The 13,069-nt window shown below is 72.6% G+C and carries 14 protein-coding genes; 6 read left to right on the top strand and 8 right to left on the bottom strand.

Annotated features, from left to right (window positions below):
• Nucleotides 1–50 precede the first annotated feature (50 nt).
• From ACFUO4_RS18630 to ACFUO4_RS18620, 3 genes are read left to right on the top strand one after another with little or no spacing between them, the layout of a single operon-like run.
• Entirely contained in the window at nucleotides 51–737 is a 687-nt protein-coding gene (locus ACFUO4_RS18630; RefSeq protein ID WP_383485905.1) for a HemK2/MTQ2 family protein methyltransferase, read from the top strand.
• Nucleotides 721–954, top strand: a complete 234-nt coding sequence (locus tag ACFUO4_RS18625; RefSeq protein ID WP_383485902.1) for a CDGSH iron-sulfur domain-containing protein — start codon at nucleotides 721–723, stop codon at nucleotides 952–954. Before ACFUO4_RS18630 ends, ACFUO4_RS18625 begins: the two co-directional genes overlap by 17 nt.
• Nucleotides 951–1,949, top strand: a complete 999-nt coding sequence (locus tag ACFUO4_RS18620) for an iron-containing redox enzyme family protein (RefSeq protein WP_383485899.1) — start codon at nucleotides 951–953, stop codon at nucleotides 1,947–1,949. Before ACFUO4_RS18625 ends, ACFUO4_RS18620 begins: the two co-directional genes overlap by 4 nt.
• A gap of 177 nt (nucleotides 1,950–2,126) precedes the next feature.
• On the opposite strand, the gene ACFUO4_RS18615 is transcribed toward ACFUO4_RS18620, so the two are convergent.
• Both ACFUO4_RS18615 and ACFUO4_RS18610 read right to left on the bottom strand, forming a co-directional pair.
• A complete protein-coding gene (locus ACFUO4_RS18615) occupies nucleotides 2,127–2,801 on the bottom strand; it encodes an NAD(P)-dependent oxidoreductase (RefSeq protein WP_383485896.1) in 675 nt (224 codons plus the stop codon).
• Nucleotides 2,798–3,718, bottom strand: a complete 921-nt coding sequence (locus ACFUO4_RS18610) for an EamA family transporter (protein ID WP_383485893.1) — start codon at nucleotides 3,716–3,718, stop codon at nucleotides 2,798–2,800. The genes ACFUO4_RS18615 and ACFUO4_RS18610 overlap by 4 nt, the downstream gene beginning before the upstream one ends.
• A gap of 84 nt (nucleotides 3,719–3,802) precedes the next feature.
• On the opposite strand from ACFUO4_RS18610, the gene ACFUO4_RS18605 reads away from it, so the two are divergent.
• Nucleotides 3,803–4,687 carry a LysR family transcriptional regulator gene (locus ACFUO4_RS18605; protein ID WP_383485890.1) on the top strand — a complete coding sequence of 295 codons (885 nt, stop codon included), beginning with the start codon at nucleotides 3,803–3,805 and terminating at the stop codon, nucleotides 4,685–4,687.
• 204 nt (nucleotides 4,688–4,891) lie between these two features.
• Here ACFUO4_RS18605 and ACFUO4_RS18600 read toward each other — a convergent pair whose 3' ends face one another.
• From ACFUO4_RS18600 to ACFUO4_RS18580, 5 genes are all read right to left on the bottom strand, one after another.
• Entirely contained in the window at nucleotides 4,892–6,307 is a 1,416-nt protein-coding gene (locus tag ACFUO4_RS18600; protein WP_383485887.1) for an ATP-binding protein, read from the bottom strand.
• Nucleotides 6,308–7,087, bottom strand: coding sequence for a response regulator transcription factor (locus tag ACFUO4_RS18595; RefSeq protein ID WP_383485884.1), 780 nt, complete (start codon nucleotides 7,085–7,087; stop codon nucleotides 6,308–6,310).
• Between the two features lie 117 nt (nucleotides 7,088–7,204).
• Nucleotides 7,205–7,855 carry a CE1759 family FMN reductase gene (locus ACFUO4_RS18590; RefSeq protein WP_383485881.1) on the bottom strand — a complete coding sequence of 217 codons (651 nt, stop codon included), beginning with the start codon at nucleotides 7,853–7,855 and terminating at the stop codon, nucleotides 7,205–7,207.
• Complete coding sequence (locus tag ACFUO4_RS18585; RefSeq protein ID WP_079310665.1) at nucleotides 7,852–8,943, bottom strand: LLM class flavin-dependent oxidoreductase; 1,092 nt, start codon at nucleotides 8,941–8,943, stop codon at nucleotides 7,852–7,854. Before ACFUO4_RS18585 ends, ACFUO4_RS18590 begins: the two co-directional genes overlap by 4 nt.
• A gap of 177 nt (nucleotides 8,944–9,120) precedes the next feature.
• Nucleotides 9,121–9,327, bottom strand: coding sequence for a hypothetical protein (locus ACFUO4_RS18580; RefSeq protein WP_383485878.1), 207 nt, complete (start codon nucleotides 9,325–9,327; stop codon nucleotides 9,121–9,123).
• Between the two features lie 767 nt (nucleotides 9,328–10,094).
• Here ACFUO4_RS18580 and ACFUO4_RS18575 point away from each other — a divergent pair.
• A complete protein-coding gene (locus ACFUO4_RS18575; protein WP_383485875.1) occupies nucleotides 10,095–11,501 on the top strand; it encodes an MFS transporter in 1,407 nt (468 codons plus the stop codon).
• A gap of 105 nt (nucleotides 11,502–11,606) precedes the next feature.
• Here the strand turns inward: ACFUO4_RS18575 and ACFUO4_RS18570 are convergent, their stop codons facing one another.
• Complete coding sequence (locus ACFUO4_RS18570) at nucleotides 11,607–12,500, bottom strand: NADP-dependent oxidoreductase (protein ID WP_383485872.1); 894 nt, start codon at nucleotides 12,498–12,500, stop codon at nucleotides 11,607–11,609.
• A gap of 154 nt (nucleotides 12,501–12,654) precedes the next feature.
• Here ACFUO4_RS18570 and ACFUO4_RS18565 point away from each other — a divergent pair, with 154 nt between their 5' ends.
• Entirely contained in the window at nucleotides 12,655–13,065 is a 411-nt protein-coding gene (locus tag ACFUO4_RS18565) for a helix-turn-helix domain-containing protein (protein ID WP_079313129.1), read from the top strand.
• Nucleotides 13,066–13,069 lie beyond the last annotated feature (4 nt).

The following is a 13,069-nucleotide window of genomic DNA, read 5'->3' as shown; positions in this document are numbered from 1 at the left end:
CCGCCGTCCGCCCCACCGCCCCCACCCCCTCACCCCCCACCAGGACCCCCATGCCCTCCACCACTGTCGGCTGCCCCACTCCCGCCGACCCCCGTCGCTGCTTCGTCCCCCGGGGCGTGTACGCGCCGCAGGCCGACACCCGGCTCCTGGGGCGGGCCCTGCACCGGGAACCGATCACGGACCGGACGCATGTGCTGGACCTCGGCACCGGCAGCGGGGCGCTCGCGGTCGAGGCGGCCCGGCTCGGCGGCCGGGTCACCGCGGTCGACATCTCCTGGCGGGCGGTCGCGGCCACCTGGCTCAACGGCGTGCTGAACGGCCAGCGCCTGCGCGTCCGCCACGGCGACCTCGCCTCGGCGGTCCCCGGCCGCCGCTTCGACCTGGTGCTCGCCAACCCGCCCTACGTCCCCGCCCCCGGCGCGGCCCCGACCCGCGGCCCCGCCCGTGCCTGGGACGCGGGCCCGGACGGCCGCCGGCTGATCGACAGGGTCTGCGACTCCGCACCGGCGGTCCTGAGACCCACGGGGGCCCTGCTTCTCGTCCACTCCCATCTGTGCGGGGTCGACGCCACCCTGACCCGCCTCACCGAGGCGGGTCTGCGCGCGGAGGTCGTCGACCGCACCCGGCTGCCGTTCGGCCCGGTGCTGCGCTCCCGGCTCGACTGGCTGCGCGAGCGAGGCCTGGCGAACGGCGACACGACGGAGGAACTGGTGGTGATCCGTGGCCGCGCCTGCTGACCGCCCCCGCCGCGTCCGCGTCCAGCGCGACGGGCCCCTGCTGATCGAGGGGCCGGTCGAAGTGGTCGACGAACACGGCGAGGTGACCGTCTCCGACCGTTTCGAGGTCGCGGTGTGCACCTGCCGCCGCAGCCGCCTGTACCCGTGGTGCGACACCAGCCACCGCCGCCGCGAGCGCCGGACCGGCACAGCGGCCGACGAAGGGCGCCGGACATGACCGACGCCTCCCGGCACCGGCCCGCGCCGCTCCCCACTCCCCGCGGCCCGCTCTCCGCCGCGGTCCGGGCCGCTCTCCTGGGCGGCCCGGCCCCGACGACCGTCCCGGAGGACGCGCCCGCCTACGGCGACGACCTCCAACTCGCCCTCTACACCCTCTACGAGCTGCACTACCGCGGCTTCCGCGACGTCCCCGACACCCTGGAGTGGGACAGCGCCCTGCTCGCCTGCCGTGCCGCCCTCGAAGACCGCTTCCTGCGGGCTCTGCGTGAGGACGTCCCGACCACCGGCACGACCGCCACCACCGCCCTCGACGAGCTCCAGGTCGAACCGACCGCCGACCCCGACGGCACGAGCGTGTCGTTCTTCCTGCGCGACGAGGGCACCCTCGACCAGCTGCGCGAGTACGCGGCGCTGCGCTCGCTCTACCACCTGAAGGAGGCCGACCCGCACGCCTGGGTCATCCCCCGGCTGCACGGTCGGGCCAAGGCGGGGATGGTCGCGGTGGAGTTCGACGAGTTCGGCGCGGGCCGCCCGGACGAGATCCACGCGGAGCTGTTCGCCGACCTGATGACGGACCTGAAGCTGGAGACGGCGTACGGACACTACGTCGACGCGGCCCCGGCCGAGGCGCTCGCCGTCGTCAACATGATGTCCCTGTTCGGTCTGCACCGGGCGCTGCGCGGCGCGCTGGTCGGCCACTTCGCCGCCGTCGAGGTGACCTCGTCCCCCGGCTCCCGCCGCCTCGCCGAGGCGCTGCGCCGGGTGGGGGCGGGCCCGGCGGCCGTACGGTTCTACGCCGAGCACGTCGAGGCCGACGCCGTGCACGAGCAGGTCGTACGACAGGACGTCGTCGCCGGTCTCCTGGAGAGCGAGCCGGAGCTGGACGCGGATGTGGTGTTCGGCGTCCGCGCGACGACGTACCTGGAGGACCGCCTGGCCGCCAGGCTGCTGGGAGCCTGGCGGCAAGGGGCGACGGCACTGCGCGAGCCGTGACGGGTCAGTCCCGCGCGGGCCCGAACACCGGCGGCCGCAGATGGTCCCCCGCGGGCCCGGCGTCCCCCTCCTCCCAGGCGGGGTCGGGTGAACGACATCCGCTCGTCCCCGTCGTCCCGCCGCACGAACAGGCTCCAGGACGCTAAGCCGCCCCCGGCCCCCGCCGGATGGGCGCGATCACTCGCCCCGCCCTGGGTACGGGTACTCGTCCTCGCCGTCCGCCACCACGGTGAAGTGCCGCTCGCCGCCACCGCCCTCCAGTTCGTCGAGCACGGCGACGGCCAGATCCTCGGCGCTGATCCACGACCGCCCACCCGCATCCGCGAGCAGCGTGTCGGTGCCCCGCCGGTAACGCCCGGTCCGCTCACCCGGCTCCAGCAGGCCGGGCGGGCTCAGATAGACCCAGTCGGCGCCGAAGTGCCCTTCACAGGAACGGAGTTGGGCGACCCCCGCCTCGGCGACGGCCCGCAGCGCGTCCGGCACGTACACGGGGTCATGGGCGACCAGCAGCTCCCCCGCCCCCGGGCTGCGCAGGGCCCCGGCCCCGCCGACCACGAGCACCCGGACACCGAGCCGCGCGGCGGTGTCCAGCACGGTCCGGGTCACCCCCACGAGAAACCCCTCATCGGCCGGATGACTCCGCACGGCGAGAACGAAGGCGTCCGCACCGGACCCGGCTAGCACCTCGGCCAGGGCCGCCGGGTCACCGGCGTCGACCGCGACCCCGGTGACGCCGTCCCCCACCGTCTCCCCCTTCCGCGACAACGCGAGCACCCGATGCCCGCGCGCCCCGGCCTCCGCGCCCACACGACGTCCGACCATCCCGGTGGCACCGAGCACCACAAGATTCATCTCAGTCCTCTCCCGATCCACTTGCCCCACCCCGGGGCATCCAGTTGCGCCGCGAGCATCGCGGCCAGCGCCAGCACGAACCCGAGGGTCTGCGGCAGGTTCAGTGACTCGCCCAGGGCGACGCCCACGACGGCGGCGACCAGCGGGGACAGCAGCACCAGCGGGGCCGACGCGCCCACCGGCAGCCTGCCGATCCCGCGGGACCACAGCATGTGGGCGATGAGCCCGCCCATGCTGCCGAGCCACAGATATCCGGCGGCGGCCCCCGAGTCGATCCGCTCCGGCACTCCCTCACCGAGCAGGACGAGAGGCACCAACACCAGCCCGCCGACCGTCAGTTGCCAACTGGCCAACGCCAGTGGCCCGACCCCTGCCGGCCGCCCCCAGCGCTTCAGCAGCACCACCCCGGCGGCCATGGACGCCGTACCGGCAAGCCCCGCCACCACCCCCACCGCATCCAGTCGCGCCCCCGGCCCGAGCACCACGAGCCCGACCCCGACGACACCGGCCACCCCCCAGCCCCAGCGCCACAGGGTCGGCCGGTCGTGCAGCACGGCGGCGGCGAGCCCGGCGACCAGCAGGGGCTGGGTGGCGCCGAGCGTGGCGGCGACTCCGCCGGGGAGCCGTTCGGCCGCGACGAACAACAGGGGATACAACGCACCGATGTTGAGCACACCGAGCACCGCGGCCTTCCACCACCACGCCCCGCGCGGCAGCACCCGGGTCAGGGCGAGCCCGACCAGCCCGGCGGGCAGGGCACGCATCAGCCCGGAGAACAACGGATGCCCGGGCGGCAGCAGTTCGGTGGTCACGGCGTACGTGGTGCCCCAGGCCGCCGGGGCGAGCGCGGTGAGCGCGACGGTGGCGGCCTGCCGCGCCTGCGAGGTCTCCGGCGGTCGTTCGAGCAAGGCAGTCATGAGGCGAGTGTCAGTGCCAAGACCGATGAATCCAAAGCATCAGTCCGATAGCACCCATGCACAGCACCCATACATAATGCGGCCATGGACCTCCAGCAGATGCGCTACGTCGTGGCCGTCGCCGAAACCCGCAACTTCACCCGCGCCGCCGAGCGCTGCGAGGTCGTCCAGTCCTCCCTCAGCCATCGAATCGCCGGACTGGAACGGGAGTTGGGCGTACGGCTCTTCGCCCGCACCAGCCGCCGTGTCGAACTGACCAGTGCGGGCGAGGCGTTCGTCGCCGCGGCACGCGAGTGCCTGGCCGCGGCCGACCGCGCGGTGGCCGACGCCGCGGCCGCGACGGGGGTGGTACGGGGCCGGCTCGCCGTGGGCGTGATCGTGACGACGGCCGCGGTGGACGTACCGGAACTGCTCCAGCGGTACCGGGCGAGGCACCCGCAGGTCCGGGTCGACCTGCGCTCGGGACGCAGTGACGACCTGGCCGCGGCCGTCCGGGACGGCAAGCTGGACATCGCGTTCCTGGGCCTGCCGGAGAGCCAGCACCCGACAGACGTGGAGGCCATCGCCCTGGACCACGACAGACACGCCCTCCTCGTCCCGGCCGGCCACCCCCTGGCCGACACATCCCAGGTCACCCTGCGCGAGATCGCCGACGAGACGTTCGTGGACTTCGTCTCCGGCACCCCGGCCCGGGCCCAGTCCGACCAGGCGTTCGCCGCCGCGGGCCTGGTCCGTGACGTCGCCTACGAGGCGGGCGTCGTCGAGCTGATCACCCGCCTGGTAGCCCGCGGCCTGGGCGTGGCGCTCCTCCCCTCGGCCTTCATCACCCCACTCGCCCAAGCGGACCCGACCCTGGCCCTGGTCCCGGTGTCCGACGGCCCGAGCCGCATCGAATACCTCATCTGGAGCCGCTTCAACCCGAGCCCGGCGACAAGGGCGATGCTCAAGGTCCTGGGCGTACCGAACTGACCGACCGCGACCCGCAGCGCGCACCCGGCGACGGCGGGAAGGGGACGTGTCGGGGGGTGTCCGCCCGCAGCGGTTGGCGCGTCAACACGGGAGCCCTGTTATAGCTGCCCGATTCCGCGCCGTTCCGAGGACGGACACCCCCCGGCGCGGCCCCGACCCCCACCGAACCGCACCCGCGAACGCGAACCCCCACGAGCCCGCAGGTCAGCCCGAGCCCCCCACGGTGAACCCCATCACCATCCCGCCCCCGTCCCGCCGAACGGCGAACGGCGCACCCCCGTGCGCCAGCGCGACCTCCCGCACGATCGACAGCCCCAGCCCCGACCCCGGCAACGACCGGGCATCCGCAGCCCGATAGAACCGATCGAACACCCGCACAAGATCCTCGTCCCCGACCCCGGGCCCCCGGTCCAGCACCTCCACCCGCACCGCCCCCGCCCGCGCGGGCCCGGCCACCCGGATCTCGACCGGCCCCCGCCCCTCCCGGTCGAACTTCACCGCGTTCTCCACGAGGTTGGACACAGCTCGCGTCAGCATCCCCGGCCGCCCGTCGGTGGACGTGTCCCCGCTCGCCCGCACCAGGATCTCCCGCCCGGTACGCCGCCGAGCCACCCCCGCCACGTCCTCCGCGATGTCGGCGAGATCCACCCGCTGCGGCGGCTCGGTGTCGGACTGTCCCGCGGCCAGCTCGACCAGCTCGTTCACCAGGTCGGTCAGTTCCCGCGCCTCCTGACCGAGGTCGGCGACCAGTTCCTCCCGCGTCTCCGGGGGGAACTCGTCGATCCGCCGCAGCAACGAGATATTGGTCCGCAACGAGGTCAGCGGCGTACGCAACTCATGCCCCGCGTCCTGCACCAGCCGCCGCTGGTCCTCCTCCGACTGCGCGAGCCGCCCGAGCATCCGGTCGAAGGCCCGCCCGAGCCGCCCCACCTCGTCATAGCCGGTGACGGGCACCTGGACACCGAGCCGCCGGGTACGGGCGACGTCCTCCGCGGCGGCCGTGAGGACGACCAGCCGCCGGGTGATCCGCCGGGCCAGCCACCACCCGAACAGCCCGGCCCCGACCACGACGGCCGCCATGAGGATCAGCGTCCGCTGCTGAAGCGCCTGCAACAGGTCTTCGGTGTCACTGAACTCCTGGGCGACCTGCACGGCCCCCCGCCCGCCCCCGAGCGACACGGTCGCCACGCGGTACACGTCGCTGCCGACGTCGACGTCCTTGTGCTCGGTCAGCTCCCCGGCCGCCGAGGCCCGCGCGACAGCCCGGTCCGCATGCCGCACCGGCAGCCCGGGACTGCCGGGATCGACGACGGACCCGTCCGCCCCCAGCACCTGTACGTCCGTACGGGCCGGCCGCACCAGGTCATGCCCCGGCGCCGACGACGAGAAGTCCTCCGGCGACATCCGGTGCTGCCGCACCTCGTCCCGCAGATCCTGCACGACCTCGTCGAACACGGACTGCTGGTCGACCCGCACCAGCCGGGCGGCGGCGCTGTAGGACAGGATGCCGACGAGCACGGTGACGGCGGCGGTGACCGCCGCGAAGGACACGGCGAAGGTGGTCCCGAGAGACACCAGCCCGGGCCGCCGCCGACGCAGCAGCCGCGCGAGGCGTCCCACTCAGTCCTCCCGCAGCACGTACCCCACGCCGCGCACGGTGTGGATCAGCTGCGGCGCCCCCGGCTCATCCAGCTTGCGCCGCAGATAGCCGACGTAGACGGCGAGGTTCTTCGAGCCGGGCCCGAAGTCGTAGCCCCAGATCCGGTCGTAGATGGTCGAGTGGTCGAGCACGATCCCGGCGTTGCGGACGAGCAGCTCCAGCAGCTCGAACTCGGTACGGGTCAGCTCCAGCTCCCGCCCGTCCCGCCAGGCCCGTCGCGCCTGCGGATCCATGCGCAGCCCGGCGGCTTCCAGATACCGCTCGGCCACGACCTTCTGCGCGAGGTCACCGTTCCCCGGAACCCCACCACCGGCCGGGCCCGGACCGGTACCCGTACCACCGCCCGCGCCGGCGCCCACGCTTCCGCCACCGCTTCCGGTCCGCCGCAGCAGCGCCCGCAACCGGGCGAACACCTCTTCGACGTCGAACGGCTTCAGCACGTAGTCGTCGGCGCCCGCGTCCAGCCCGGCGATCCGGTCCTGGGTCTCCACGAGCGCCGTCAGCATCAGGATCGGCGTCCGGTCACCCTCGGCACGCAGCACCCGGCACACCTGGAGCCCGTCGATGCCGGGCATCATCACGTCGAGGACGAGCACGTCCGGCGGGGTGCGGTGGGCCTGCGCGAGTGCCTCGACCCCGTCGGCGACCGCGGTGACCCGGTAGCCCTCCAGGGTCAGGGCACGCTCCAGCGCATGACGGATGGCGCGGTCGTCTTCGGCGAGCAGCACGGTCTGAGGCACGCCTCCATAGTGCCAAGGCATCCGCCGGTTCAGCCGGGCGAGCGAGCCGACGATCAGCCTTTTTACCCGCCTCTCACCGTCACAGGGACAACCGCGCCCCCTACCCCTACCGTCTTCTCACCGCTTGGGCGCCAGCGCGGCCAGCTGCTCGGCGAAGGGCACGACCGTGAAGCCGCCGTCGGCCCCGGACCGCGCGCCCGGCAGCTCCGTCGCCGCCCGAGACGCCGTCGCCGCCTTCCCCGCCGAGAGCCCGGTCATCAGCCCGGCCAGCTCGCCCGCGGCCCGCTCGATCCGCCCTTCCAGCCCCTCCGCGCCCCAGTCCTCGGAGGCGGCGTAGACGGCGGTCGGGACGACCACGGCCCGCAGGTAGGCGAACAGCGGCCGCAGCGCGTGCTCCAGCACGAGCGAGTGCCGCGCGCTGCCCCCGGTCGCGGCGACGAGCACCGGCTTCCCGACCAGCGCGTCCTTGTCGAGGACGTCGAAGAACGACTTGAACAGTCCGCTGTACGAGGCGGAGAACACCGGCGTGACGGCGATCAGCCCGTCGGCCCCGGCCACCGCCTCCTGCGCGGCGGCCAGTGCCTTGCCCGGGAACCCGTTGGTGAAGAAGTGCGCGATCTCCACGGCGAGCTCGCGCAACTCGACGACCTGCACGTCCACCGGCGCCTCCGCCGGCGCCGCCCGCCCCACGGCGGTGGCCAGCCGGTCGGCGAGCAACCGCGTGGAGGAGGGCACGCTCAGTCCCGCCGAGACGACGACAAGCTTCATGACGACACAGTCTCCTTCTTCGCAGCGGCCAGCAGCGACGCGTGGGTGGGCGCCTCCGGCACATCATCCGGGCGTCCCTTCGCGAACTCCTCGCGCAGCACCGGAACGACTTCCTCGCCGAGGATGTCGAGCTGTTCGAGGACGGTCTTCAGCGGCAGTCCGGCGTGGTCCAGCAGGAACAGCTGGCGCTGGTAGTCGCCGGCGTACTCGCGGAAGGTCAGCGTCTTCTCGATGACCTCCTGCGGCGAGCCCACGGTCAGCGGCGTCTGGTCGGTGAAGTCCTCCAGCGACGGCCCGTGCCCGTAGACCGGGGCGTTGTCGAAGTACGGCCGGAACTCCCGCACCGCGTCCTGCGAGTTCTTGCGCATGAACACCTGACCGCCGAGGCCGACGACGGCCTGCTCGGGGGTGCCGTGCCCGTAGTGCGCGTACCGGGTCCGGTACAGCTCGATCATCCGCTTGGTGTGGTCGGCCGGCCAGAAGATGTTGTTGTGGAAGAAGCCGTCGCCGTAGAACGCGGCCTGCTCGGCGATCTCGGGCGAGCGGATGGAGCCGTGCCAGACGAACGGCGGTACGTCGTCCAGCGGCCGCGGGGTGGAGGTGAACCCCTGCAGCGGCGTACGGAACTTGCCCTCCCAGTCGACCACGTCCTCGCGCCACAGCCGGCGCAGCAGGGCGTAGTTCTCGATGGCGAGGTTGATGCCCTGCCGGATGTCCTGCCCGAACCAGGGGTAGACCGGCCCGGTGTTCCCGCGCCCCATCATCAGGTCGACGCGCCCGTCGGCCAGGTGCTGGAGCATCGCGAAGTCCTCGGCGATCTTCACGGGGTCGTTGGTGGTGATGAGGGTCGTGGAGGTGGAGAGGATGAGCCTCTCCGTCTGCGCGGCGATGTAGCCGAGCATGGTGGTCGGCGAGGACGGCACGAACGGCGGGTTGTGGTGCTCGCCGGTCGCGAAGACGTCGAGCCCGACCTCCTCGGCCTTCAGCGCGATGGCGACCATGGCCTTGATGCGCTCGCGCTCGGTCGGCGTCCGGCCCGTGGTGGGGTCCGGAGTGACATCACCGACGCTGAAGATCCCGAACTGCATGGCCGATCATCCTCCAAGTTGTTGACCGTTCAACCATACCCTTGAACGGCCACCACGCCCCGCCTATTCCTCAGCCGCGCTCCCCCTCTCCCCGGGTGGCCGAGGCGGCCGGCGCGGCGAGGAGCAGCAGCGCGAGGGCGGCCAGGAGGCCACCGAGCAGGGACGCGGTGCGGCGGCTCACGGGAGCAGCTCCGGCAGCAGCGAGGGCGAGGCCGCGACACCGACGCAGGGCGTGTCCGCCGAGGAGGACGAGAGCGAGGACGAGGAGGGCGAGGGCGAGAGCGAGAGGGAGGGTGCGGGCGACGGGCTCGCCGAAGCCGGGGCGAGCAGACCGTTCAGCAGGCCGGTCACCGGGTTCACCACGCCGTTCAACAGCGGCCGCACGAGCCGGACTTCACCCTCCTCGCAGCCGCCGGAAGCGCTGGGTGACGGGGTCGGCGCAGGGGAAGGAGATCCACCCCCGCCGGACCCCGCCCCGCCGGACCCCGCCCCGGCACCCGCACCCGCACCAGCGGCGCCCGTCCCGTGATCATGGCCCCCGCCCCCGTCCTCCCCCACGCCGGACGGGACACCGGCCACGGGAATCCCGCCGCCGCTTCCCCCGGCCCAGTAACCGCCCGCCGAACCGTCGCCCGCATTTCCGGCGGAGTTGTCGGACGGGCCGGTCTCGGAGCGGGAAGTGGGCTCGCGGGCGGGGGCTTCCGAGGCCGGCGGTGATGCGGTGTCGAGGGTCGGCGGTGTGGATACGCCGATGCCCGAGGCGTATCCGAGTATGACGACGACGGCCGCGACAAGTGTGCCCGCGACAATGTCGTCCCGATGGTCTCCTGGCCAGGATGCCCTGGCGAAGAAGGACATGGTCCCTCCTGATGACGCTGTGCGTGAACTACGGAGACCAGGAGTGCACTGCCGGGACGATTCCTTTCCGCTACGCGTCAGTTAATCGGTCGTTTCGTTGCCTCATTTCGCCCTGGGGGTGGTCTGTGAGAACGGACCTTGCCACCCCAATGCGCGCATTGCATTCCGTGAAGAAAAAGAAGGGCCCGTGAATTCGAACGGGCACGGCATTTCATTCTTCACCGAATATCCGTGAACGCATATGCCTCAGATCCCGGTTGACACCGACCGGACCACCCTCCATATTTACCTGCGTGACGCAGACACTGTACGACACAGATGACAGGCGGGACGACCTCCCCGCCCGCACCCGCTGGGCGATCCTGGCCGTGATCCTCGCGGCCGACGTCCTCGACCTCCTCGACGCGACGATCACCAACATCGCCGCCCCGACCATCACCGCCGACCTCGGCGGCGGCCCGGCCCTGGTCCAGTGGCTGGGCGCGGCCTACGCACTCGCCCTCGGCGTGCTGCTCGTCCCCGGCGGACGCCTGGGCGACAAGTACGGCCGCCGCAAGCTGTTCCTGATCGGCCTCGCCGGTTTCGTCGCCGCCTCACTGGCCTGCGGCCTGGCCCCCACCCCCGCCACCCTGGTGGCCGCCCGCCTGCTCCAGGGCGCCTTCGGAGCCCTGGTCGTCCCCCAGGGCTTCGGCATCCTCGGCGCCACGTGGCCCCGCGACCAGATCGGCAAGGCCTTCGCCCTGTTCGGCCCGGCGATGGGCCTCTCGGCCGTCGGCGGCCCGGTCCTGGCCGGCTTCCTCGTCGACGCCGACATCGCGGGCCTCGGCTGGCGCCCCATGTTCCTGATCAACCTGCTGCTGGGCGGCGCCGCCCTCCTCGCCGCCACCCGCCTGCTCCCCCGTGACACCGGCGACAGCTCCGTCTCCGTCGACGGCCCCGGCTCCGCCCTTCTCGCCGGCGCGATGCTCGGCGCCCTGGCCGGCCTGATCGACGGCTCGGCCACCGGCTGGACCGCCCGCCCCCTGACCCTCCTGCTCCTCGGCCTCGCCGGGTTCGCCGCCTTCTGCCTCCGCCAGCGCACCGCGGCCCACCCGCTCATCGAGCCGTCACTCCTGCGCAACCGCGGTTTCGCGGCGGGCCTCAGCCTCGGCGTCGCCGCCTTCGCCGCGACGTCCGGCCTCCTCTACGTCATCTCCCTCTTCCTCCAGCGGGACCTGGGCCGCACTCCCGCCGACACCGCGCTGGGCCTGATCCCGCTGACCCTCGGCATAGTGATCGCGTCGATCGCCTGCCACGGCCTGCTCCACACCTACGGCCGCCGCCTCGCCGTGACCGGCCTGCTGATCCTCCTGGCGGGCTGCGCCTGGCTGACCCTCGTCATCCACACCTCGGGGACGCACACCACCGGTTGGACCCTCACCCCGCCCCTCGTGATCCTCGGCATCGGAATGGGCACCTGCTTCGGCACGATCTACGACCTCACGATCGGCGACATCGCCCCGTCGGAGGCGGGAAGCGCGAGCGGCTCCCTGAACGCGGCCCAGCAACTGGCGAACGCGATGGGGGCGGCGATGGTGACGACTGTGTACTTCCACACGAACGACACGATGAGCTTGCTGGTGGTTACAGCGGCGGTGACGGCATGCCTGCCCTTGACGGCCCTACTGCCGTCCAACCCTCAAAAAGAACAGCATCACTGACGCCGTTGAAGGGGCGCGGGGCTGTATCGATTTGCGGCTCCGCCGCGTGGGCGCAACCAGCCACAGTCAACCCGCACCCGCCAACCAACAACGCCCCCCAACCCCCTAGGCACCCGGCACCAGCACAACCCGCCCCCGAACCCCACCCCCCGCCAGCACCGCATGAGCCTTCCCGGCATCCTCCAGCGAGAAGGTCTCGGCAACCCGCAGACTCAGCACCCCGGAATCCACCAGCCCCGCCAACTCCGCAAGCCGCGCCCCATCGGCCTGCACCTCGACAGCCGCGACCCGAACCCCCCGAACCCCGTCAGGCGCAGCCTGCGGAATGACCCCCGCGTACGCCCCTCCGTCCCGCACCCACTCAAGAGCACCGGCCCCGAGAACAGCCGCGTCCAGCACCGCGTCGAACGCCCCCGCCCGCCCCTCCGTGACGAAGTCTGCCGCCCCCAACGACCGCACCAGCTCCTCGTCCCCCGCCCGAGCCAGCCCGGTCACCACAACCCCCCGCGCCGCGGCCAGCTGCACGGCGAACCCTCCAACGGCCCCCGCCGCTCCGGTCACCAGCAACGAGGACCCCGCCGAAAGCGACAGCAGATCCAGCGCCTGCGCGGCCGTCAGCCCGTTCAACGGCAGGGTCGCCGCCTCCACCACGCCCACCGTCCGAGGCGCGAGCGCCACCGCGTCCGTGGGCACGACGACGTACTCCGCGTGCGTCCCGAGCGGCTTCACCATCCCGTAGTCGAGGGCGACCACCTCGTCGCCCACGCTCCAGGCACTGGCCACCCCCACCGCGTCCACGGTCCCGGCGACATCCCAGCCCAGCCCGATCCGCTTGCCCGCACCGCCGAAGACGCCCTGCCGCACCCCGGCGTCGACGGGGTTCACCGTGGCCGCCGCCACCTTGATCCGCACCTCGCGGGCGCCCGGCTCGGGCACCTCCGCCTCGACGACCTCGACGGCCTCGGGCCCACCGAAAGTGTTCACGACCGCAGCACGCATGACTGCCAACTCCCTTGAGTAAGCCGACTGTTGGCGACCGCCGAAGACCTCGGCGACCGCGTTCCATCCGTCCATCTGCCGACAACCCTAGGAAGAGCTACTATCTCCTGGTAAGTAGTTACCTGAGAGTGCGTATGTCCCCCAGAGGTGAGCCATGGCGACCATGACGGCGGCCCAGCGACGCGAGCAGGCCCGCATCGAGTACGACGCGTTCATCAAGGGCTGCCCCACCAACCAGCTCCTGGACCGCCTCAGCGACAAGTGGGTCAGCCTGGTCGTCTCCGCCCTCGCCGGCGGCACCATGCGCTACAGCGACCTCGGCCGGAAGCTCGCCGGAGTGAGCCCCAAGATGCTGACGCAGACCCTGCGTTCACTGGAACGCGACGGCATCCTGGTCCGCACGGTCACCCCGTCCGTCCCGGTCCGCGTCGACTACGAACTCACCCCGCTCGGCCACAGCCTGGCCCTGCTCCTGAGCGCGGTGAAGGACTGGGCGGAGACCCACATCGAAGAGGTCCACGAGGCCCGCGAGCGCTACGACACCCAGGACGAACAGGTCGCCTGACGGT

The organism is Streptomyces sp. NPDC057280 (assembly GCF_042668605.1).
In the GTDB taxonomy this organism is placed as follows: Bacteria; Actinomycetota; Actinomycetes; order Streptomycetales; family Streptomycetaceae; genus Streptomyces.
Note: the sequence above shows the minus strand (reverse complement) of the source record. Positions and strands in the feature narration are given on the sequence as shown.